At 66.3% G+C, this 20,618-nt stretch carries 14 protein-coding genes; 12 read left to right on the forward strand and 2 right to left on the reverse strand.

Going from position 1 to position 20,618, the window contains the following annotated elements; all coding sequences use genetic code 11:
- The first annotated feature begins 76 nt into the window (after positions 1 to 76).
- The 4 genes from E1956_RS17095 to E1956_RS17110 all read left to right on the forward strand — a co-directional run bounded on the left by E1956_RS17095 (position 77) and on the right by E1956_RS17110 (position 9,755).
- Complete coding sequence (locus tag E1956_RS17095) at positions 77 to 7,321, forward strand: two-partner secretion domain-containing protein (RefSeq protein WP_167760050.1); 7,245 nt, start codon at positions 77 to 79, stop codon at positions 7,319 to 7,321.
- Complete coding sequence (locus E1956_RS17100; RefSeq protein ID WP_134751261.1) at positions 7,302 to 7,940, forward strand: papain-like cysteine protease family protein; 639 nt, start codon at positions 7,302 to 7,304, stop codon at positions 7,938 to 7,940. Before E1956_RS17095 ends, E1956_RS17100 begins: the two co-directional genes overlap by 20 nt.
- Positions 7,941 to 8,142: 202 nt before the next feature.
- Positions 8,143 to 8,898, forward strand: a complete 756-nt coding sequence (locus E1956_RS17105; RefSeq protein WP_134751262.1) for an SDR family NAD(P)-dependent oxidoreductase — start codon at positions 8,143 to 8,145, stop codon at positions 8,896 to 8,898.
- An 80-nt stretch (positions 8,899 to 8,978) separates the two neighbouring features.
- Positions 8,979 to 9,755 (forward strand): glucose 1-dehydrogenase, encoded by a 777-nt coding sequence (locus tag E1956_RS17110; RefSeq protein WP_134751264.1) that lies wholly within the window; start codon positions 8,979 to 8,981, stop codon positions 9,753 to 9,755.
- A 23-nt stretch (positions 9,756 to 9,778) separates the two neighbouring features.
- On the opposite strand, the gene E1956_RS17115 is transcribed toward E1956_RS17110, so the two are convergent.
- Both E1956_RS17115 and E1956_RS17120 read right to left on the reverse strand, forming a co-directional pair.
- Positions 9,779 to 10,645, reverse strand: a complete 867-nt coding sequence (locus tag E1956_RS17115) for a PP2C family protein-serine/threonine phosphatase (protein ID WP_134751266.1) — start codon at positions 10,643 to 10,645, stop codon at positions 9,779 to 9,781.
- Positions 10,646 to 10,679: 34 nt separating this feature from the next.
- On the reverse strand, positions 10,680 to 11,447 hold the full coding sequence (locus E1956_RS17120; RefSeq protein WP_232071811.1) for a hypothetical protein: 768 nt from the start codon (positions 11,445 to 11,447) through the stop codon (positions 10,680 to 10,682).
- An 887-nt stretch (positions 11,448 to 12,334) separates the two neighbouring features.
- Between E1956_RS17120 and tssA the strand changes: the two genes are divergently transcribed.
- The 8 genes from tssA (at position 12,335) to tssG (ending at position 20,615) form a co-directional block, all read left to right on the forward strand.
- Positions 12,335 to 13,387: a type VI secretion system protein TssA gene (gene tssA / locus E1956_RS17125; RefSeq protein ID WP_134751268.1), complete on the forward strand. Its 1,053-nt coding sequence runs from the start codon at positions 12,335 to 12,337 to the stop codon at positions 13,385 to 13,387.
- A 79-nt stretch (positions 13,388 to 13,466) separates the two neighbouring features.
- A complete protein-coding gene (gene tssB, locus E1956_RS17130; RefSeq protein WP_028217617.1) occupies positions 13,467 to 13,967 on the forward strand; it encodes a type VI secretion system contractile sheath small subunit in 501 nt (166 codons plus the stop codon).
- Positions 13,968 to 14,015: 48 nt separating this feature from the next.
- Complete coding sequence (gene tssC, locus E1956_RS17135) at positions 14,016 to 15,515, forward strand: type VI secretion system contractile sheath large subunit (protein WP_134751270.1); 1,500 nt, start codon at positions 14,016 to 14,018, stop codon at positions 15,513 to 15,515.
- Between the two features lie 78 nt (positions 15,516 to 15,593).
- Positions 15,594 to 16,082 carry an Hcp family type VI secretion system effector gene (locus tag E1956_RS17140; protein ID WP_134751272.1) on the forward strand — a complete coding sequence of 163 codons (489 nt, stop codon included), beginning with the start codon at positions 15,594 to 15,596 and terminating at the stop codon, positions 16,080 to 16,082.
- A gap of 111 nt (positions 16,083 to 16,193) precedes the next feature.
- On the forward strand, positions 16,194 to 17,045 hold the full coding sequence (locus E1956_RS17145; protein ID WP_134751274.1) for a type VI secretion system accessory protein TagJ: 852 nt from the start codon (positions 16,194 to 16,196) through the stop codon (positions 17,043 to 17,045).
- Entirely contained in the window at positions 17,038 to 17,550 is a 513-nt protein-coding gene (gene tssE / locus E1956_RS17150; RefSeq protein ID WP_028217621.1) for a type VI secretion system baseplate subunit TssE, read from the forward strand. Before E1956_RS17145 ends, tssE begins: the two co-directional genes overlap by 8 nt.
- A 27-nt stretch (positions 17,551 to 17,577) precedes the next feature.
- Positions 17,578 to 19,455: a type VI secretion system baseplate subunit TssF gene (tssF, locus tag E1956_RS17155; protein ID WP_134751276.1), complete on the forward strand. Its 1,878-nt coding sequence runs from the start codon at positions 17,578 to 17,580 to the stop codon at positions 19,453 to 19,455.
- Entirely contained in the window at positions 19,440 to 20,615 is a 1,176-nt protein-coding gene (tssG, locus tag E1956_RS17160) for a type VI secretion system baseplate subunit TssG (protein ID WP_134751278.1), read from the forward strand. Before tssF ends, tssG begins: the two co-directional genes overlap by 16 nt.
- Positions 20,616 to 20,618: the final 3 nt, after the last annotated feature.

Genomic DNA, 20,618 nt, shown 5'->3' on the forward strand with positions numbered 1-20,618 from the left:
GAACGAGCGTGGCGACAATCGGCCTGGCGGGGCCACTGGACGCGCGTGTGGAACGGCACGTGATGGACACCCGGGTGTGGCGGCCCCCCGGCGCCGCGCCCATGCGCGGCTGGCGGCAAAGCACGCGCACCCGCTCCAGGCGAAGGCGATCGCAAGCGTCGTGGCGGCGCTGTTCGAGGCCATCTGGGCATCGTCGGTGCTGGCCAACCCCACGGGCGCGCAGGTGGTGGCGGGCGGCGTGACGGTGAGCTCGCCCAGCTCCACGCAGATGAACATCACGCAGAGCACGCCGAACGCCATCGTGAACTGGAACACGTTCTCGATCGGCGCGGGCGAGGCCGTGAACATCGCGCAGCCCTCGGTCACGTCGGCGCTGCTCAACCGCGTGGTGGGCAACGACCCCAGCAATATTGCCGGACGCCTGAGCGCGAACGGCCGCGTGTTTCTCGTCAATCCGGCGGGCGTGATCTTCGCGCCGGGGTCTTCGGTGAACGTGGGCTCGCTCGTCGCGTCCACGCTCGGCATTTCGAATGCGGATTTCCTCGCGGGCAATTTCCATTTCGTCGGCAATGCGCCGGGCGCCGTGGTCAATGCGGGGTCGATCACGGCGGCCGACGGCGGCACCATCGCGCTGCTCGGCGGCTCGGTCACCAACAGCGGCATGGTGGCGGCGAAGCTCGGCACCGTGGCGGTGGGCGCGGGCAGCGACGTCACGCTCGACTTCGCGGGCGACGGGCTCACCACGCTGAAGGTCAATTCGGGCGCGGCCAACGCCTTTCTCGGCAACACGGGCACGCTCGCCGCCGATGGCGGCACCGTGGTGATGAGCGCGCAAACGGCCGACGCGCTGGCGGGCACGGTCATCAACCAGCAGGGCATCGTGCGCGCGCAGAGTCTTGCCGCGCGTGACGGGCATATCGTGCTCGATGGCGGGACGAATGGAGAGACGCTCGTTTCCGGCACGCTCGACGCTTCGGGTGGCGCGGGGCTCACGGGCGGGCAGGTGGATGTGACGGGGTACAACGTCGCGCTGCTTGCGGGCGCGAATGTGAATGCGAGCGGCGCGGCGGGCGGTGGGAGTGTGCGCTTTGGCGGCGGCTCCGCCGGCAAGGACCCGACGATACGCGACGCCAATGCGGTCTGGATGGATCCGAATGCGCAGATCCATGCCGATGCGCTGACCAACGGCAACGGCGGGCATATCGTGGCGTATGGCACGACGGCGGCGCGCCTGTACGGCACGCTCACCGCGAACGGCGGGCCGCAGGGCGGCAATGGCGGCTATATCGAGACCTCGGGGCATTATCTCGACACGAGCGGCGCCACGGTACAGGCGCTCGCGCCGAAGGGCAAGGGCGGGACGTGGGAACTCGATCCGTTCGAGCTCGATATCGTGGCCCAGCCCACGGGGACGCCGGCGTCGGGACCGACCTCGACGGGCTCGTCGAGCGTGATGTTCGGACCGGACCCGAATTCGTCGGTGTTGATGTTTACGGCGATCGAAAACGAATTGAACAGCGGCACTTCGGTGACCGTGTCGACGGTCAATTCGCCGGCTTCGCCGAACGGGGTCGGCACGATCAACGTCGAGGCCCCGATCCAGATGACGGGGACCGCGCCCGCGACCCTCAAGTTGAGCGCCTCGGGCTCGATCAACGTCTACGACAACATCTTCTCGACCGGCGGCCCGCTCGGCGTCGTGATCGATGCGAACATCGGCGGCACGTCGCCCGCCTACATGGTGACCTTGCAGAGCGTGAACATCGCGACCAACGGCGGCGCGGTGGCGATCGGCACGAACGGCGCGAGCCAGGTCAGCATCCAGTCGACGACGATCAGCACCTCGGGCGGCAATCTGACGATCACTGGCACCGCGCCGACGAGCGACAGCGCGGTGAACGCGGTGGACATCGAAAACTCGCAGATCACGACGGGCGCCGGCACGCTCGCGGTGACGGGCACGATCGGTACCGCGAGCGCGGGGTCGAACGGCGGCGGCAACGGCTTGTATCTGTACAACTCGAGCTTGAGCGTCACGAGCGGCAACGTGACGCTCGACGGCACGATTTACACCGACACGACCGGCTACGGTGTCGACCTGGTCGACAGCTCGGTCGGCACGACGACCGGCAATATCGATTTGACCGGCACGGCGCTTGGCACGGCCGCGGGCTCGGGCAACAACTTTGTGACGGGCGTGTACCTGAACTATGGCTACACGGCGCCGACCACGGGTGCAACCTTGCAGCCGACGCTGCAGACCACTAGCGGCAACATCGCCATGACGGGCACGGCGAGCGGTAGCGGCGCCATCGGCACGTGGCTCCAGACCGCGACAGTGGAGAACACGACAGGCCAGATCACGCTGAACGGCACCGTGAACACCGCGGCGGCCACCAGCACCAGCACGAGCCCGGTGACCGTGTCCGCGCGGCAGCCGGAGCTGAGCGGCGGCGACGGCCCGTGGGGCGTCGGCCTCGTCGACTCCACGCTCGGCAACTCGAGCGGCAACATCAACGTGAACGGCATCGTGCAGGCGCAGTACGACTATGGTGTCGGCACGGAGATCTCCAGCTCGGTGATCGGCACGACGAGCGGAGCGATCACGCTGACCGGCCTGAGCAGCGGCACGCCGGCCGCGAACACGTCGGTGCAGGGCATCGTGCTGGAGAACCCGGGCAGCATCGTCCCCGTCGGCGTCGTTGCGGCCGTGCAGCTGCCCGCGGCGGGCGGTACCACGGCGATCCAGTCGGACACCGGCTCGATCAGCATCTACGGCAGCGGCACGGGCACGGGCACCCAGGGCGTGCTGATCACCTCCGGCACGACGATAGAGTCCACTGGCGGCGGCGCGATCGACATTCGCGGCGCGGTGCGCGGCGGCCCGCAGCCAACCGGCAGCAGCTCGAACGTGCAGAATGACGCGGGCGTCGTGATCAACAACGCGACGATCAACTCGTCGATTGGCGCGGCGCCCAGCGTGAGCGGCACGCAAGGCAGCATCGCGATCGCGGGCTCCACAGATACCGCCGACTATGGGCTCGTGCTCGGCAACGGGCTCAGCGGCTACTTCGGCGAAGGCTCCGTGACGATCTCGACCGGCACGTCCGGCACGCTCGTGCTGCGCGCGGCCAACGACGGTACGGTGACGAGCCTTGGCGCCAATGGCTTGACCGTCCAGGTGCCGCTCGGCACGCTCGCGATCCTGCCGGGCTCGGTCGATCCTTCGAGCTTCGCACTCGTCGCCCAGAACGCCACGCCCATCACCTTGTACGGCACCGGCGCGGGCCTGTCGATCGACCAGCCGACGCTCGGCCTGCTCACGCAGGATGTGGGCACGGTGGTGGTGGGATCGGACACGCACACCGGTCTCATCACGGTGAATGGCGTGTGCGTTGGCGAGAGCGTGACTTGCGTCTCGATGCCCACGTTTACCACGGCCACGAACCTGACACTGGAGAACGACGGCAGTGGCAGCCAGGGCATCCAGCTTCTGTACGGGCTCTCACTCGGCACGGGCAACACGCTTACGCTCGCCTCGGCGGGGACCGTCACGCAGGGCGGCGCCATTCAGACGAGCACGCTTGGGCTCGCCGGGCCCGGCACATTCACGCTGACGAACGCTTCGAACACGGTCGGGACGTTGATGACCGCGGGCACGGGCAGCGCGGATTTCGTCGATTCGCAGAATGTGTCCCTCAACGTCGCGTCGATGGCCGGTTTCGCTACGGCATCGGGTGCGTTCACCAGCCTCGGCTCGACGACCGCGCTCTCGATAGCGGGCGATCTGACCGTGTCGACCCCCACGGCCTCGATCAGTGTCTCCGCGCCGATCGAGAGTACCGCGAGCGGCACGGCAACGCTCACGCTCAGCGCGGGCGGCGGCATCTCCATCGACGCGGCCGGCGTCAGCCAGGGCAACGACACGATCGGCGCCGGCACCGGCGCGGGGCCGCTGAACGTTACGCTCGACGCCAACACAGGCGGCACCGGGGGCAATCAGTACGTGGGAATTGTCAACACGACGTTCAACACGAACGGCGGCAACTTCACGATTGGCGACACGGGGAGCAGCGTGGTCAGCATCTCGAACGCCACCATCGACACCCAGGGCGGCGCCGTGAACATCACGGGCACGAACGGTTTCGGCGATGGCGTCGCCATTGGCTATTCCGCGATCAGCGCGGCGGGCGGCAACGTGACCATTACGGGAACGTCGCTCTATGACGGCAACGGCATCACGTTGAATCAGAGCACGATTGGGACTACGAACGGTACGATCCAGTTGACCGGGACCGGCAATGCGAACGCCATCACCGGCCAGTCGATCTTCAACGGCGTCCTGATCTCAGGCGCGGGTCCTGGAGGCGCGGCCGCCATCGACGTGACCGGCACCGGCGCCGTCACGCTCACCGGCACGATGCTTTACGGACCGGGGGATGGCGTCCAGCTGGCGAACGCGTCGATTGTTGCGAACGGCGGGGCGATCGGGTTGTCCAGCACGGCATCGGGGTCGACCGCCGTGACCGGGATCCAGCTCAATACCTCGACGATCGGCAATACCAGCGGCGCGGTGACGCTCACGGGCAATGGCAGCATCGAAGGCGTCGCTTTGAGCTATTCGTCGATCGCGACCGGCAGCGGAAACACAACATTGACCGGCACGGCGACCGGCAACGGTATAGGCATCGGACTGTCGAGCACCGCCTTGAGCACGTCGGGCGGCTCGATCACGTTGACCGGGACGGGTGGAACCAGTGCGTCTTCATTCGCCTACGGCGTGGAGAGTCTCAACGTCGGCTCCGGCGCACCGGGTACGACGCTAACGACGGGCGGCAACGGCGCCATCGCTATCACGGGCACGGCGACGGGCGGCTTCGGGCAGGGCGTCGATCTGGGCGGTGCGGTATTGACGACCGCCGGGGGGGGCGTCACGGTGACCGGCACGGCGAATGTCACCTCCAGCGGCGCCGGTGTCGGGCTTTTCAATACGCAGATGAGTTCGGGGGCCGGCAATGTGCTGATCGATGGCACGACGAACGTGGCGCCGGGCCAACCGTTCGCGGACGGGACCGGGATCACGGCCTTCAATAGCTCGATCCTCACCACGAGCGGTACAGTCACGCTGAGCGGCACGACGACCGGTGCGCCGAGCATCGCCTATGGCACGCTCCTCTCCGGCGGCTACACCGCGAACGGCAGCACCACGGTGCAGCCGACGATCCAGACCGGCAGCGGCGCGATAGCAGTAAAAGGCAGCGTGCCGGCGACGAGCAGTGGCAGCCTTGCAGTAGACCTCATCAGCTCGGACCTCACCTCGACCAGCGGCACCATCGCGCTCACGGGCCTCACGACAGGTACGCCCACGACCGGACTCTCATCGACGGGCGTGGTGCTCGGCGCGGCGAACTCCGATTCCAGCTCATCCTCCTTGGTAACCGTCTCTACGCCACCCACTACCCTCACCACCGGCAGCGGCACGCTCTCGATCTACGGCAGCGGTTCCGGCTCCGGCGCACAAGGCGTGCTCGTCGCCGACGGCTCGCAGATCACCTCGAACAACGGTGGCGCCATCGATATCCGCGGCGTGGTCACGAGCCCGACCACGAGCACGAGCGGCGGCAATATTCAGTATGACTACGGCACGCTCATTTACAACGGCACGATCTCGGCCACGGCGCCCAACACCACGATTTCGATCGCGGGCTCGACCAATACCTCCGACGCGGGCGTTGCGCTGGGCGCCGTGCCGGTGCCCAGCAGCAACTTCTACTACACCTCGGGCACCGTGCAGGTGAACGCCGGCGTCAATGGCACGCTCGCCGTGCGTGCCGCCAACGACGGCACGGTGACGAGCTTCGCCGACAGCGGCGCCGCCATCACGTCATCGGGCGGCACGCTCGTGTTCATGCCGGCGAGCGTGAACCCGACGACATTCGCCTTCACCGCGCTGGACGCCACGCCGATCACGCTGTTCGGCACCGGCGCGGCAGGCTTGAGCATCGAAGCCGCCACGTATTCGCTGTTCTCCGGCTTCTCGACGCTCGTGCTGGGCTCGAGCACGCAGACGGGCCTCATCACGGTAAGCGGCGTGTGTCCCTCGCAAGGCGCATGCAGCTCGCTCAGCAAACCCACCACGAACCAGAGCCTCACGCTCATCAACACGGGGAGCGGCAGCCAGGGCATCCAGCTGCTCTACGGCATCTCGCTCGGCAGCAATACGCTCACGCTCGCTTCGGCGGGCGCGGTCACGGACCCGGGCGGCATCCAGGCGGCCGGGCTGCTGCTTCAGGGGCCTGGAAACTTCACGCTGAACGATCCGCAAAACGACGTGGGCGTGCTCGCGATGCTCAACGCGGGCAACGTGAACTTCCTGAACTCGACGAGCTTCGTGATCGGCCCGATCGTGAGCCGTTCGTTCGACGCGGCGTCGAACGCGGCCACCACCATCGACGCGACCAACTCCACGCTCACCGGCAACCTGCTGGCCCAGGCGGCAACGGGCGGCATCGGCCTTGGCGGCGGCACGGCTGCGCCGAACGGCCCGACGGGCGGCAAGAACACGAACCTGAGCGCGGGCGGCACGATCGATCTCGTGATGGAGAACGGTGTTTTCACCGATAACGGCACCGGCAGCATCAGCGCGACGAACGGCTGGCGTATCTGGGCCTCGACATGGAACGGCGAAACGCGCGGCAACGTGCAGCCCAACACCGCGCAGCCGAACTTCTACGGTTGCAGCTACGGCGCGGGATGTAGCTGGGGCGGGGTGGTGCCGCTTTCGGGCGACCACTTCGTTTATGTCGCGCGGCCCACGGTGATCGTCACGGCCAACGGCGAGGTGAAGATCGAAGGCGCGCCGAACCCGAACTTCGGCTTTACGATCAGCGGCCTCATCAACGGCGACCCCGGCTCCACCTTGAGCGGCACGCTTTCGAGCAGCGCGACGAGCGGCTCGCCGCCGGGACAATACGCGATCGATCCGGCGTTCTTCTCGAGCGTGGGCTATATCGTGCAGAACGTGCCCGGCACGCTGACCGTGACGGCGCCGCCGCCGGCGGCGCCGCGCTACGACCCCGACTTGCCGCTCGCCGTAAGCGCGATGCAGTCGTTCTTCGGCATGAGCGAGAAGACCTTCGTCTACGAGAACAACCTGCAGGGCACCAATATCTGCGTCGGGTCGAATCAGCCGCTGTTCACGACCACGCCGCCCGGCGATAACCAGGACCTGCTCGCGGTCGAGTGGAAGCGCGTGCGCTCGCAGCCCAATCTGAACAGCTGCATGCTGTTGAACGGGCAGCATGGGTGTGGCGATTTTTGAGGACCCTTCTTTCGGGGCACACGGCTTTGCGCCGGGCGTCAACGAAGCGGAGCAGCCAATGTCGGACATTCTTCTCAGCGTGCCCTATGTCAGCCAGGTCAATATTGGTGGCCATATCCACGCAGGTGCTGGGCGAACCGAACGAATGGGCTGCTGGTATGCCGCCGTGTCCATGCTCGGCTATTACCGGGAAATCGGTCCGCGGCTTGGCGTGCCTGCGCAATATGTCAAGCCAGACGGCACGCCCCATGAGGTCGATGCCAAAGGGAACATTCAGCCTCGCGGGATGGGCGCCAACTATCCGGTGCTCGTGACGAACGAAGGCTTGAGCATGGTGCCGCTTCCCGCGGACAAGCAATGGACGTGTGAAAAGCTTGCGACCATCCTGCGCGATTGCGGCCCCTGTTATGTGCGCACCAAGCTATTCGATGCAAAAGGGGCCCATGTCGGCGGCCATATCGTTGTCTTGATCGGTTCCAAACCGAGCGCGAACACCGTTGTCATTCACGATCCTGCGAAGGGGCCGAACATCGAAATCACCATCGATGACCTGAACAAGCGGTTCAACTGGGATGACACGCCTCTGGCTCAATACAGCATGATGTGCAAATTGCAGTAGCGCATCGAGTCTCGCCACACCCACCACACCCATCATCGAAAGCGGTGCCGCGCAGCAGCGCGGCACCGGTCCATCGTCCGAGTGGACGATGGACCGGCGCGTGCGCGCCTGTACCGTAGTGGTCAGCAATCCGGGGCGGCGTGCGTCCAACCGCGGCGCCAGTGCATCGCCTCACCGGATCATCATCGAATAGAGACTATCTATGGCACTGCTAAGCAACAAGATTGCGCTGGTCACCGGTGCGGGCCAGGGCGTGGGTCAAGGCGTGGCATTGGCGCTTGCTGCCGAGGGTGCGGCGGTTGCCGTGGTCGGCCGCACGCTGGACAAGTTGCTCGCCACCTGCGAAACGATACGAGGGCGCGGCGGCGTGGCCGAGCCGTTCCTGTGCGACGTAATGGACGGCGCACAGATCACGCGCTGCGTCGAAGCGGTCGTGGCGCGCTTCGGCGGCGTGCAGATTCTCGTCAACAACGCACAGGTCGTGCCGCTCGGCCGTCTGCTGGAGGTGACCGACGAAGCCTTCGTGGCCGGCTTCGACTCGGGCCCGCTTGCGACCTTGCGCATGATGCGCGCCTGCCATCCGTATTTGAAAGGCGACGGCGTGATCGTGAATTTCGCGTCGTCCGCGGCGGTGCGCTGGGACGCCTCGGGCTATGGCGCCTATGCGGCGACCAAGGAGGCGATCCGGTCACTGACGCGCGCGGCCGCGTGCGAATGGGGCTCGGACGGGATCCGCGTGAACGCGGTGGCGCCGCATGCGTTGTCGCCAGGCCTGAAGGGCTGGGTGGACGAGCATCCGCAGGAAGCCGCCGCATTCTTCAAGACGATTCCGCTCGGGCGCGTCGGCGATTGCGAGCGCGACATCGGCCGCGCGATCGTGTGGCTGGCGAGCGCGGACGCGGGCTATCTGACCGGTGCGACGCTGCCGCTCGACGGTGGCCAGGCTTATTGGGGTTGAAGGCGTGCGCCCGTTGCGGGCGCGCTTGGGAAAACGACAGGTGGCGCGACGCGCCATGCAATTGAAGAGGATAGCGAAACATGGCTCGACTGGCTGGAAAGACTGCAATCGTGACGGGGGGCGCACGCGGCATGGGCGCGGCGACCTGCCGTCTGTTCGTGGAAGAGGGCGCGCGCGTGGTGATCGCCGACGTGCTCGAAGCGGAGGGCCAGGCGCTGGCCCGCGAACTGGGCGACGCCGCGCGCTTCGTGCGCCTCGACGTGACGGAAGAAGCAGACTGGGCGCACGTGGCGGCATTCGCGACCGAGGTGTTCGGCCGGATCGACGTGCTGGTGAACAACGCCGCCATCTTGATGTTCGGCGGCGTGACGGAACTCACGAAGCAGGACTTCGAGCGTGTCCTGTCGATCAACCTCGTGGGCACGTTCACGGGCATCCGCACGATTGCGCCGTTGATGAAGGCGCAGGGTTCCGGCTCGATCGTGAACATCTCGTCGGTGGACGGGCTGCGCGGCGTCAACGCGCTTGCCCCCTATGTGGCGAGCAAATGGGGCGTGCGCGGGCTCACGAAGGTCGCCGCGCTCGAACTCGGCCATCAGGGCGTGCGCGTCAATTCGGTCCATCCGGGCGGCGTGAACACGGTCATGTCGAATCCGACGGGCGCGCCGCTCGAAGAGATCAACAAGCATTACGCGAACGTGCCGCTGCAACGCGTCGGCTTGCCGGAAGAAGTTGCGCGCGCAACGCTTTTCCTCGCCAGTGATGAAGGCTCGTACTGCAATGGCGCGGAGCTGGCGGTGGATGGCGGCATGACCGCCGGGGCGTATTATCCCGGCTTGCCCGGCGCGCCGTTCTGAGCGGCGGCGGATCAGGCGCCGCCTTACGAATCCGCGTTCCGCACGGGACGCATGACGGTCGCCTGATCGTCCGTCTTCTCTTCTTGCTTGTCCGCGCGTTGCGCGGCTTGCACCATCGGCGCGGCGTCGCCGTGCGCATCGTCGCCCACCCAAACCGCGCTCGCACTGAAGTTGTCGTTACCCGATCTCGCGTGAGCGCGGACATGCGCGGCCAGCGCCTCCAGCCAGGCGTGCGGGCTGGCGGCCTGCGCGAGCGTCGCGAGCATGGTGGTTTCCTCGACGTATTCCCAGAAGCCATCGGTGCAGATCAGGAACGCGTCGCGCCCGCATAGCGCGAACGTGCCGGGCTGTGCCGCGATGCTCAGTCCTTCGAGCGTGCCGAGCGCCGAGAACAGCACGTTGCGGCGCGGATGATGGCGCGCCGCTTCGGCCGTGATGAGCCGCGCGTCGACCATGTCCTGCACCATGCTGTGGTCACGCGTTTGCGCAACGATCTTGCCCGCGCGGAAGCAATAGAGCCGCGTGTCGCCGCAATGCGCCCAGGCGGCGGTGCGCCGCTCGCGGTCGATGGCCAGCAGCGTCGCGGTCGAGCGCATGTCGCGCAGCGCGGGGGCGCCGTGCGACTGTTCCTCGACGATGTTGTCGTTCGCATGGGCGAGCGCGCTGGCGAGGCGCTCGCCCGTGGGCGGCAGTTCGGCCAGCGTGAGATAGCGCAGATCGGCGAGCACCGTGTCGACCACGATGGCCGAGGCGGTGTCGCCGCCGCCGTGGCCGCCCGCGCCATCGGCAACCACGCAGTAGAAGAGCCGCTCGCTCGACCAGTCGCCGAGCGAGTCCTCGTTGCGCTGCCGCCCGCCCTGATCGGTCAGGCTTGCGAAGGCCAGTTGCACGCGCGCTCCTGTCCTGTTGCGGGCTTCCCCGTGATCACTCGTGAATCTCGTGGCCGCTGTCGTGCGTGCACGGCACCGCGCTCGCGACGCGCGCGCCGCGCTCATGCGGCACGCGAGCCGCCCCATGCGCCAGCTGCGATTGCTCGGCAAGGATGCCGAGCACGGCGAGCAGCGCGAGGCGGTTCTCCGCGGCGATTTCGATGCCGAGCGTTGCTTCGATCCAGTGGCCGATGCCGGTGCGCGCGAAGTCGGCGGGCATCGCGCCTTTGCGCAGCGTGACGCCCAGCTTGCGCGCGCGGTGGTGATAGGAGGCAATGCCATAGCGCGCGGCAATCTGCGCGAGCCCGCCTTTCTCGGCGGAAAGCCACCCGAGCGTGCCGGCGAGCAGCAGTCGTGCGGCTTCGTCGAGGCCGGCGATGAAGCGCACGGCGGACGCGCGCACGTAATCTTCGTCGAGCCCGTGCTGGAACAGCGCGGCGCCCACCGGATCGGGGTGCGTCGCGCTGTGCTCTTCGAGCTCCGCGAGCACATCACCCTCGTCGATCGAGACGTTGCGCCGATGGCTCGCGCTGCGCAGGCAGTCGATCAGGTAGCGGCGGAAATAGCTGCATACCGCGTGGCTATTCGAAGGGGCGCTATGCGCGGGAAAACTCATTAATTCGGCGGCCGGTGTTTCGAGACGAAAGACTTTGGAGAAGAGGAACTGCGAGATGAGCTCTTCCTTGTCTTCGGCCAGCGCCTGCAGCTCGAACGGGTGATAGCCCGTGAGCGCGCGCCGCACGATGATATAGAGCGAAGCCATTTCGGCACGGTTCAGCGCCGTGCGCCGCTGCCAGAGATCGGGCAGCGTGCATGGACTCTCCGGGCCTTCTACGAGCGCTGCGCTTTCGATGTTCGACACGTTTTCCCCTCGCATCGGGTTTTGAGCTGGCGTCGTATGACGCTCGTGTGTCCTGGATGGATCGTTTGATTGGCTGCACAGCTTTCACGACGAGTCTATTAGGAGGTCGTGCGTCTGACAAGCGTGAAAAAATCGGCAATTACGTGTTCTAGAACATCTTACTTTTTTCAAATAAAAATGCTAAAAGGCGCATTCCAGGGTTTACGTGGCACTTATTGATGGACTGGATTCGAAGTGGGTAAATCGCCATGCGTGTTAGCGAACATGATGCACCTGGAAAAACGATCGTTCGGTCGATAAGGTTAGCGAACTTCGGGCGCCATGGCCTCGCGCGCATAAGTCTGATGATTCACTTTCCTAACCATGCAGCATGATGGTTAACCACTAGAAAACAAGGGCTAAACGGCGCGAGTGGGAGCGATTCCACTGCGCGACTGCGCAAGCGGATTGTGCGCTCAGCGAGGCGGAGCAAGGCTGAGCGGCCAGGTGCGCCGCTTGCATGAATAACGGAACAAATACTTAATCGTCTGTAAATTAAATGCGTGGCGAATTTCCGGAAATTCGGGTACGGTGCTTGCACCGCGGGGCGCTTTTCTTTTGTACTTGTCGTGCTATTCTGATAGCGACTCGTTAAGCTGAACGACCGCCCTTGCTTACGAATTTGTCTCGGTTGGATCAAGCAATATCAGAATCACGCTCAGTTCGGCGCCACAAAACTGCTATCCGCCTTAATGCGCTTGCCTGGGCGACACCCAGAACATAACCGATTCCACACGGACCACTGGACCATGGCCATGCTAGATGCCGGGGCGCTGCTCGCGGAAGTTTCGTCGGCGCTGCCTTGCGGGGAAGACGTCGAGTACGACCCGGCGTTTCTCGAGCTCGAGCGCGTCGTGCATGGCAAACCCGACGTGCAGTACGGCAATACCGTGGTGGAGGCGGTGCCCCCCGACTGGAAGGAGGCGCAGGCGCTCGCGCTCGCTCTATTGGAGAAGAGCCGCGATCTGCGTGTGACGGCGTATCTCTCGCGTGCACTGCTCAATCGGGTGGGCTTCGGCGGCTTTGCCGAAGGGCTCGACCTGATCGCCTGCATGCTCGAACAGCGCTGGGCCCATCTGTATCCGCAGCTCGATCCCGACGACGACAACGATCCCACCGCGCGCGTGAACGCGCTTGCGAGCCTCGTTGATGCCGCTACTACTCTGGCCGAGGTGCGTGAAGCGCCGCTCGCGATCTCGCGGGCACACGGCCAGGTCACTTTGCGTGACGTCGAATACGCGAGCGGCGAGATTCCCGTGCCCGCGGGCGTGAGCGCGCCCTCGCTCAGCTCGATCGACCTCGCGGTGGCCGACGCGGGCGAGAGCGCGCGCGAGTCGCTCGACGCCTTGCGGCGTGCCGTCGAGGCCGGGATGCGTATCGAGACGGTGCTCATGACCCACGTTGGCGCTTCGCGTGCGATCGACCTCGATCCGCTCACGCGGCTCTTGCGTCACGCGGCGGCATTCCTTGGCGAGCGCGTGGCCGATGAGGCAGCGCAATCCGCGCCTGCGGCCGAAGCCGCCGCAGAGGTCGAGGGCGCTGCGCAAGAGGCAGCCGCGGTGGCAGGCGCCGCCGCGCCGGCCCGGCCGCCCGGCGAGATCACGACCCGCGAGGACGTGCAGCGCGCCATCGACCGGATCTGCAAGTACTACGAAACGTATGAGCCGGGGAGCCCGGTGCCGATGCTGCTCAAGCGGGCACGGCGGCTCGTCGACAAGAGCTTCATGGAGATCCTCGAGGATCTCGCGCCCGATGGGGTTGCGCAGGCGCGCCATATCGGCGGCGTCCAGAACGAGGAGTGATGGGTCAGCAGGGTCCAGCAACGCCGCCACACGTCGCGCCCTGGTGCGCGACGCCGCGGCATCGACGAGGGGAAAGGCCGTGGCTAAAGAGAGCAGCCAGAAGTTCATCGCGCGCAACCGGGCGCCGCGCGTGCAGATCGAATATGACGTAGAGGTGTACGGCTCGGAGAAGAAGATCAACCTGCCGTTCGTGATGGGCGTCATGGCCGATCTGTCGGGTCAGCCCGCCGAGCCGCTCGCGCCGGTCGCCGACCGCAAGTTCCTCGAGATCGACGTCGACAACTTCGACGAGCGCCTGAAGTCGATGAAGCCGCGCGTGGCCGTGCAGGTGCCCAACGTGCTCACGGGCGAGGGCAATCTCGCGGTGGAGATGACCTTCGAGAGCATGGACGACTTTTCGCCGGCGGCCGTCGCGCGCAAGGTGGATTCGCTCGCGAAGCTGCTGGAGGCGCGCGGCCAGTTGCAGAACCTGTTGACCTATATGGACGGCAAGACCGGCGCCGAAGATCTGATCCAGAAGCTCTTGAGCGATCCCGCATTGCTGCAGGCCCTGGCCTCGGCGCCCAAGCCGCAGGAATAACCGTCGCGTTCGTTTATCCATTAATCGTCTATCGAGGGGGAGTCTGACATGGCCGAACCCAGCACTCAACAGCAGGAAGCCCAGCAGGGCGGTGCCACACTGGAAGCGAGCGAATTCGCGAGCCTGCTGGAAAAGGAATTCAAGCCGCGCAGCGACAAAGCGAAGGAGGCCGTCGAGACGGCCGTGCGCACGCTGGCCGAGCAGGCCTTGCGCGACACCACTGTGGTGTCGGGCGACGTGCTCGTGACCATCGAGTCGCTGATCGCGCAGATCGACCAGAAGCTCACCGACCAGGTGAACCAGATCATCCATTCCGAGGCGTTTCAGAAGGTGGAGAGCGCGTGGCGCGGGCTGCATTATCTGGTGAACAACACCGAGACCGACGAGACGCTCAAGATCCGCGTGATGAACATCTCGAAGAACGAGCTGAACAAAACGCTCAAGAAGTACAAGGGCACGGCATGGGATCAGAGCCCGATCTTCAAGCGGCTCTATGAAGAGGAGTACGGCCAGTTCGGCGGCGAACCCTATGGTGCGCTGGTGGCCGACTATTACTTCGACAACAGCGGCCCGGACGTCGACCTGCTCACGCAGATCGCCAAGGTGGCCGCCGCCGCGCACGCGCCCTTCATCGCGGGCGCGGACCCGTCGGTCATGCTGATGGATTCGTGGCAGGAGCTCGCCAATCCGCGCGACCTCACGAAGATCTTCCAGACGCCCGAGCATGCCGCCTGGCGCTCGCTGCGCGAATCGGAAGACTCGCGCTACATCGGCCTCGCCATGCCGCGCTTCCTCGCGCGTGCGCCGTACGGAGCGAAGACCAACCCGGTGGACGAGTTCGCCTTCGAGGAAGACACCGCGGGCGCGGACAGCAAGAAGTATGCGTGGGCCAACGCGGCCTATGCGATGGCGACCAACATCAACCGCTCGTTCAAGCAATACGGCTGGTGCTCGCGCATTCGCGGCATCGAGTCGGGCGGCGCGGTCGAGAATCTGCCGGTGCATTCGTTCCCCACCGACGACGGCGGCGTGGACATGAAGTGCCCGACCGAGATCGCCATCAGCGACCGGCGCGAGGCGGAGCTGGCGAAGAACGGCTTCATGCCGCTCGTGCACAAGAAGAACTCCGACTTCGCGGCGTTCATCGGCGCGCAGTCGCTGCACAAGCCCGCCGAATACGAAGATCCCGACGCCACCGCGAACGCGAATCTCGCGGCGCGCCTGCCGTATCTGTTCGCGTGCAGCCGCTTTGCGCACTACCTCAAGTGCATCGTGCGCGACAAGATCGGCAGCTTCAAGGAGAAGGATGACATGCAGCGCTGGCTGCAGAACTGGATTCTGCAATACGTGGACGGCGACCCCGCGCATTCGAGCGAGGAAACGAAGTCGCGCCGCCCGCTTGCTGCAGCCGAAGTCGTGATCGAGGAAGTCGAGGGCAATCCAGGCTATTACACGTCCAAGTTCTTCCTGCGTCCGCATTACCAGCTCGAGGGCCTTACGGTGTCGTTGCGGCTGGTGTCCAAGTTGCCGTCCGCCAAGGCGGCATAACCTGAGTGAATGCAAAACCCGCGCGTACCGGCGCAAATCAACGCGAACTGACGCGAACCCTCAAAGTGGAGAACAGACATGGCCGTTGATATTTTCATCAAGATCGGCGACGTGAAGGGCGAGTCGCAGGACAAGTCGCACAAGGAAGAAATCGATGTGCTGGCATGGAGCTGGGGCATGTCGCAAAGCGGCACGATGCACATGGGCACGGGCGGCGGCGCGGGCAAGGTGAACGTGCAGGATCTGTCCTTCACCAAGTATGTCGACAAATCCACGCCGGTGCTGATGGGCGCGTGCGCGAAGGGCAGCCACTATGACACCGCGATCCTCACGGTGCGCAAGGCGGGCGGCGACAATCCGCTCGAGTACTTCAAGGTCACGTTCTCGGGCGTGCTGATTTCGTCGATCAGCGAAGGCGGCTCGGGCGGCGAGGATCGCTTCACGGAGAACGTCACGATCAACTTCGAGAAGTACCACGTGGAATACCAGCCGCAGAGCGCCAAGGGCGAGAAGGAAGGCGGCGTGGTCGAGACCAAGTGGGACATTGCGAAGAACGTCGCGGAGTAAGCAGTCGAGTACGGCGGCGCGCGCGAAAGGGGATTCGCACCGCCGCCGGGCATGTCCGATCCGATCGACGCCCGATCGTAGTCCTTGCTGGCTTGACGGAGCAAATCGACAATGACCGCAGAAGAGAGCTTGCGCGCCGGTGACCTCGACGCGTGCCTGAAGCAATTGCAGAACCAGGTGCGTGCAGACCCGGCCAACGCGTCGTACCGCGTGTTCCTGTTTCAGCTGCTTGCCGTGCAGGGCGCCTGGGAGCGCGCGCTCACGCAGCTCAACGTGGTGGGCGATCTCGACGCCGCCGCGTTGCCGATGGTGCAGCTTTATCGTGACGCGCTCCAGTGCGAGGCGCTGCGCGAGGACGTTTTCGCGGGGCGGCGCGCGCCACTCATTTTCGGCGAGCCGACCGCCTGGCTCGCACTCCTGATCGAAGCGCTGCGCCTCGACGGCGCGGGCGACTTCAAGGCGGCGGCCGCGTGCCGCGCCAATGCGCTGGAGACGGCGCAGCCTACGGCGGGCACGCTCAACGGCGTGCCGTTCGCGTGGATCGCCGATGCCGACTCGCGCCTCGGTCCCACGCTCGAAGTGATCCTCAACGGCCGCTACTACTGGGTGCCGTTCGAGCGCATTCACCGCATCGAGCTCGAGGCGCCGGACGACCTGCGCGACCGCGTGTGGATGCCGGCCGTCTTCACGTGGGCCAACGAGGGCCAGGGGGCGGGGCTCATCCCCGTGCGCTATCCCGGCACGCTGGCCGCCAACGTGGCGAGCGGCCAGGCCGACAACGCGCTGGCGCTCGCGCGCGCGACCGAGTGGGAAGAGGCAGGCGGCGGCGAATTCGACGAAGCGCACCCGGTCGGTCAGCGCATGTTCACGACCGACGAAAACGACTACGCGCTCTTCGACGTGCGCACGCTCGTGCTCGATGCCGAGGCGCCCGCGGGCGGCGGTGCGCAAGACCATGGCTGAGCCGACGGGCCGCGACCGCCTGCAGCCCGCGCTGCTCGACCGGCTGACCGATCTCGAGCCCGGCACCAAGGTCGAAAGCCGCGAGCGCCGCGTGCTCTCGATGCGCGCGCTGCGCCAGGGCGTGCAGCGCGATCTCGCGTGGCTGCTCAACGCGAGCGGGCTGGGCTCCGTTCAGGACCTGTCCGCGTGGCCGCTCGTCGAGCGCTCGGTGGTCAACTTCGGCTTCCCCGATATTGCGGGCAAGACCGCGTCGAGCATGAACCTCGCGCGCCTCGAGCGGCAGATACGCGACGTGATCGTGGCGTTCGAGCCGCGCATCCTGCGCGATACGGTGAAGGTGACGGCGGTGTTGCAGGAGGAAACGACGGGCCATCACAACACGGTCGTGTTCGCGATCGAAGGGGACTTGTGGGCGCAGCCGTATCCGGAGCGGCTCTACTTTCGCACCGAGCTCGACCTCGAAGGCGGCGAAGTGCGCGTGATCGACCAGGGCGCGGCGCGCTAAAGACGAGCCAGAGACAAAGAAGCGACGATGAATCCCGACCTGATCCGCTATTACAACCAGGAGTTGGCCCATTTGCGCGAGATGGGCAGCGAATTCGCGCGCGAGTTTCCGAAGGTGGCGGGGCGCCTGGGCCTCGAAGGGCTCGATTGCGCCGATCCCTATGTCGAGCGCCTGCTCGAAGGCTTCAGCTTTCTCGCGGCGCGCGTGCAGTTGAAGATCGACGCCGAGTTTCCGCGCTTCACGCAGCATCTCTCGGAGCTCATCTATCCGCATTACCTCGCGCCCACGCCCTCCATGGCGGTCGTGCACATGCAGCCCGATCTCGCACATCCGGCGCTTGCGGCCGGCGTGAGCGTGCCGCGTGGTAGCGCGCTGCACGCCGTGCTCGACAAGAACGGCTCCACGCGCTGCGAATACCGCACGGCGCATGCGCTCACGCTCTGGCCCGTGGAGATCGCGGAGGCCAGGTTCTTCACGCATACCGGCGCGCTGGGCGGCGCGGACATGGCGCTGCCGCCAGGGGTGAAAGCCGGCGTGCGTCTGCGTCTGCGCACGACAGGCGGCGTGAAGTTCAGCCAGCTCGCGCTCGACAGGCTCACGCTTTATTTGCGCGGCGCGGACTCGCTGCCCGCGCGGCTTTACGAGCGCCTGCTCGCCTCGTGCGTGGGCGTGGCCGTGCTGCCGGTCGCGCGGCCCGCGCCGTGGCACCGGCTGTTACCGAAGAGCGCCGTCAAGCCCATCGGCTTCGACGACGACGAAGCGCTCCTGCCGGTGAGCCGCCAGTCGTTTCAGGGCTTTCGCCTGTTGCAGGAATATTTCGCGTTCCCGCAGCGCTTTCTCTTCGTCGCCATCGACGGCTTGCAGGGCGCGCTGCGCGCCTGCGCCGAAAACGAGGTGGAAGTGATCGTGCTGCTCGACCGCGCGGACCCGCTGCTCGAGCAGACGCTCGACGCCAGCCACTTCGCGCTCCATTGCACGCCCGCGATCAATCTGTTTGCGCGCCGCGCCGACCGCATCGCCTTCGATCCCGCGCAATTCGAGTATCAGGTGATTGCGGACCGCACGCGGCCGCTCGACTTCGAGATCTACCGCGTCGAGGAAGTGACGGGCTATGGCGCGGGTTCGAACGAGGAGCAGCGCTTCGAGCCGTTCTATCACGCGCGCGATCTCTCCGCGGGCGAGCAGGCGAGCGCGTACTACCAGGTGCGCCGCGAGCGGCGGTTGCAATCCTCACGGGCACGCGAGCGCGGCCAGCGCACGAGCTACCTTGGCAGCGAAACCTTCATTGCGCTCGTCGATGCGGCCAACGCGCCGTATCGCGCGGACTTGCGGCAGCTCGGCCTCAAGGTGCTCTGCACGAACCGCGACTTGCCGCTCACACTTGCCACGGGCACCGGCGCGTCGGACTTCACGCTGGGCGTGGAAGCGCCCGTGGAGAGCGTGCGCTGCGTGAGCGGGCCGAGCCGGCCCTTGCCGTCGTTCGCGCACGGCGCGGTGGCATGGCGGCTCCTGAGCCATCTTTCGTTGAACTACAGTTCGCTGATCGACTCGGACGCGGCCACCGGCGCGCGGGCGCTGCGCGATTTGCTGAGCCTCTATTGCCCGGTGGACGATCCCGCGGCGCAGCGCCAGATCGAGGGCGTGCGCTCGGTCGAGGCCAAGCCCGTTACGCGGCGGCTGCCCGTGCCGGGGCCGATCGTGTTCGGGCGCGGCCAGCAGGTGAGCGTGACGTTCGACGAGACGGCCTTCGAAGGCTCCGGTGCGTTCGTGCTGGGCGCCGTTCTGGCGCGCTATTTTTCACTGTACGTCTCGTTGAATTCGTTCACCGAGACCGTGGTGCGCACGACGGCGCGCGGCGATATCATGCGCTGGCCAGCGAGGGCGGGACAATGCTGGACCATCTGACCGTGCTGCGGCTGCTCGAAGACGAGGCGTACCGCTTCGACTTCTTCCAGGCGGTGCGCCTGATCGAGAACGCGTGGCCCGAGCGGCCGCGCGTGGGCGAGTCGCTGCGCCCGCGCGACGACGCCGTGCGTTTCACGCAGCGCCCCGAGCTCGTGTTCCATCCCACGACACTGGCTGCCTTTTCGCAGCATGGCGAGGGCCGGGCGCCGCGCCTCGCCGTGAACTTCTTCGGCCTGCTCGGGCCGCACGGCGCGCTGCCCACGCATCTGACCGAATATATCCGCGACCGCGAGCGCAATGCCGACGACCCCACGTTCGCGCGTTTTCTCGACCTGTTCCAGCACCGCATGGTGAGCCTGTTCTACCGGGCATGGGCTAACGCGCAGCCCGCGGTGAGCCTCGAGCGGCCGGGCCGCGACCGCTTCGCGATGTATGTGGGCGCGACCTTCGGCATGGGCGAAACGGCGCAGCGCGAGCGCGATGCCGTGCCCGACTTCGCGAAGCTGCATTTCGCGGGGCTGCTGGGTGCGCCCACGCGTTCGGCCTCGGGGCTCGCGCTCATCCTCACGCGCTTTTTCCGGCTGCCCGTGTCGATCGAGCAGTGGGTGGGCCACTGGATGCCGCTGCCGGCCGAGTCGCGCACGCGCATGGGCGCGCGCGACGGCTCCTCGGCGCTGGGCGTCTCCACGCTGCTGGGCGCGCGCGTATGGGATTGCCAGCACAAGTTTCGCGTCGTGATCGGGCCGCTGTCGCTCGCCGACTACGAACGCTTCCTGCCCGGCGGCGAGAGCCTCAAGCGGCTCGTCGACTGGGTGCGCAACTACGTGCGCGACGGGCTCGACTGGGACGTGAACCTGCAACTGCGCGAGGCCGAGGTGCCGCGCCTGAAGCTTGGCGCGCATGCGCGGCTCGGGCTCACGAGCTGGGTGCTCAGCGGCGCGGCGCAAGGCGACCAGCGGCAGCTGAAGCTCAATCCCGCGAGCGGCGCCGCAGCGCGCACGCGGCATGGCGTGGCGCCCGAAAGGGCGCACGAAGTCACCGCGGCAGGGACACAAGCACAAATGCAGACACAAACGCAGGACCCGATGCGCGTGCCGCCACAGGACGACGCGCAACGCGCAGTAGAACACGCAGCGCTCGACATTCACCCGGGAGAATGAAGA

Source organism: Paraburkholderia pallida (assembly GCF_004524855.1).
Classification (GTDB): domain Bacteria; phylum Pseudomonadota; class Gammaproteobacteria; order Burkholderiales; family Burkholderiaceae; genus Paraburkholderia; species Paraburkholderia oxyphila.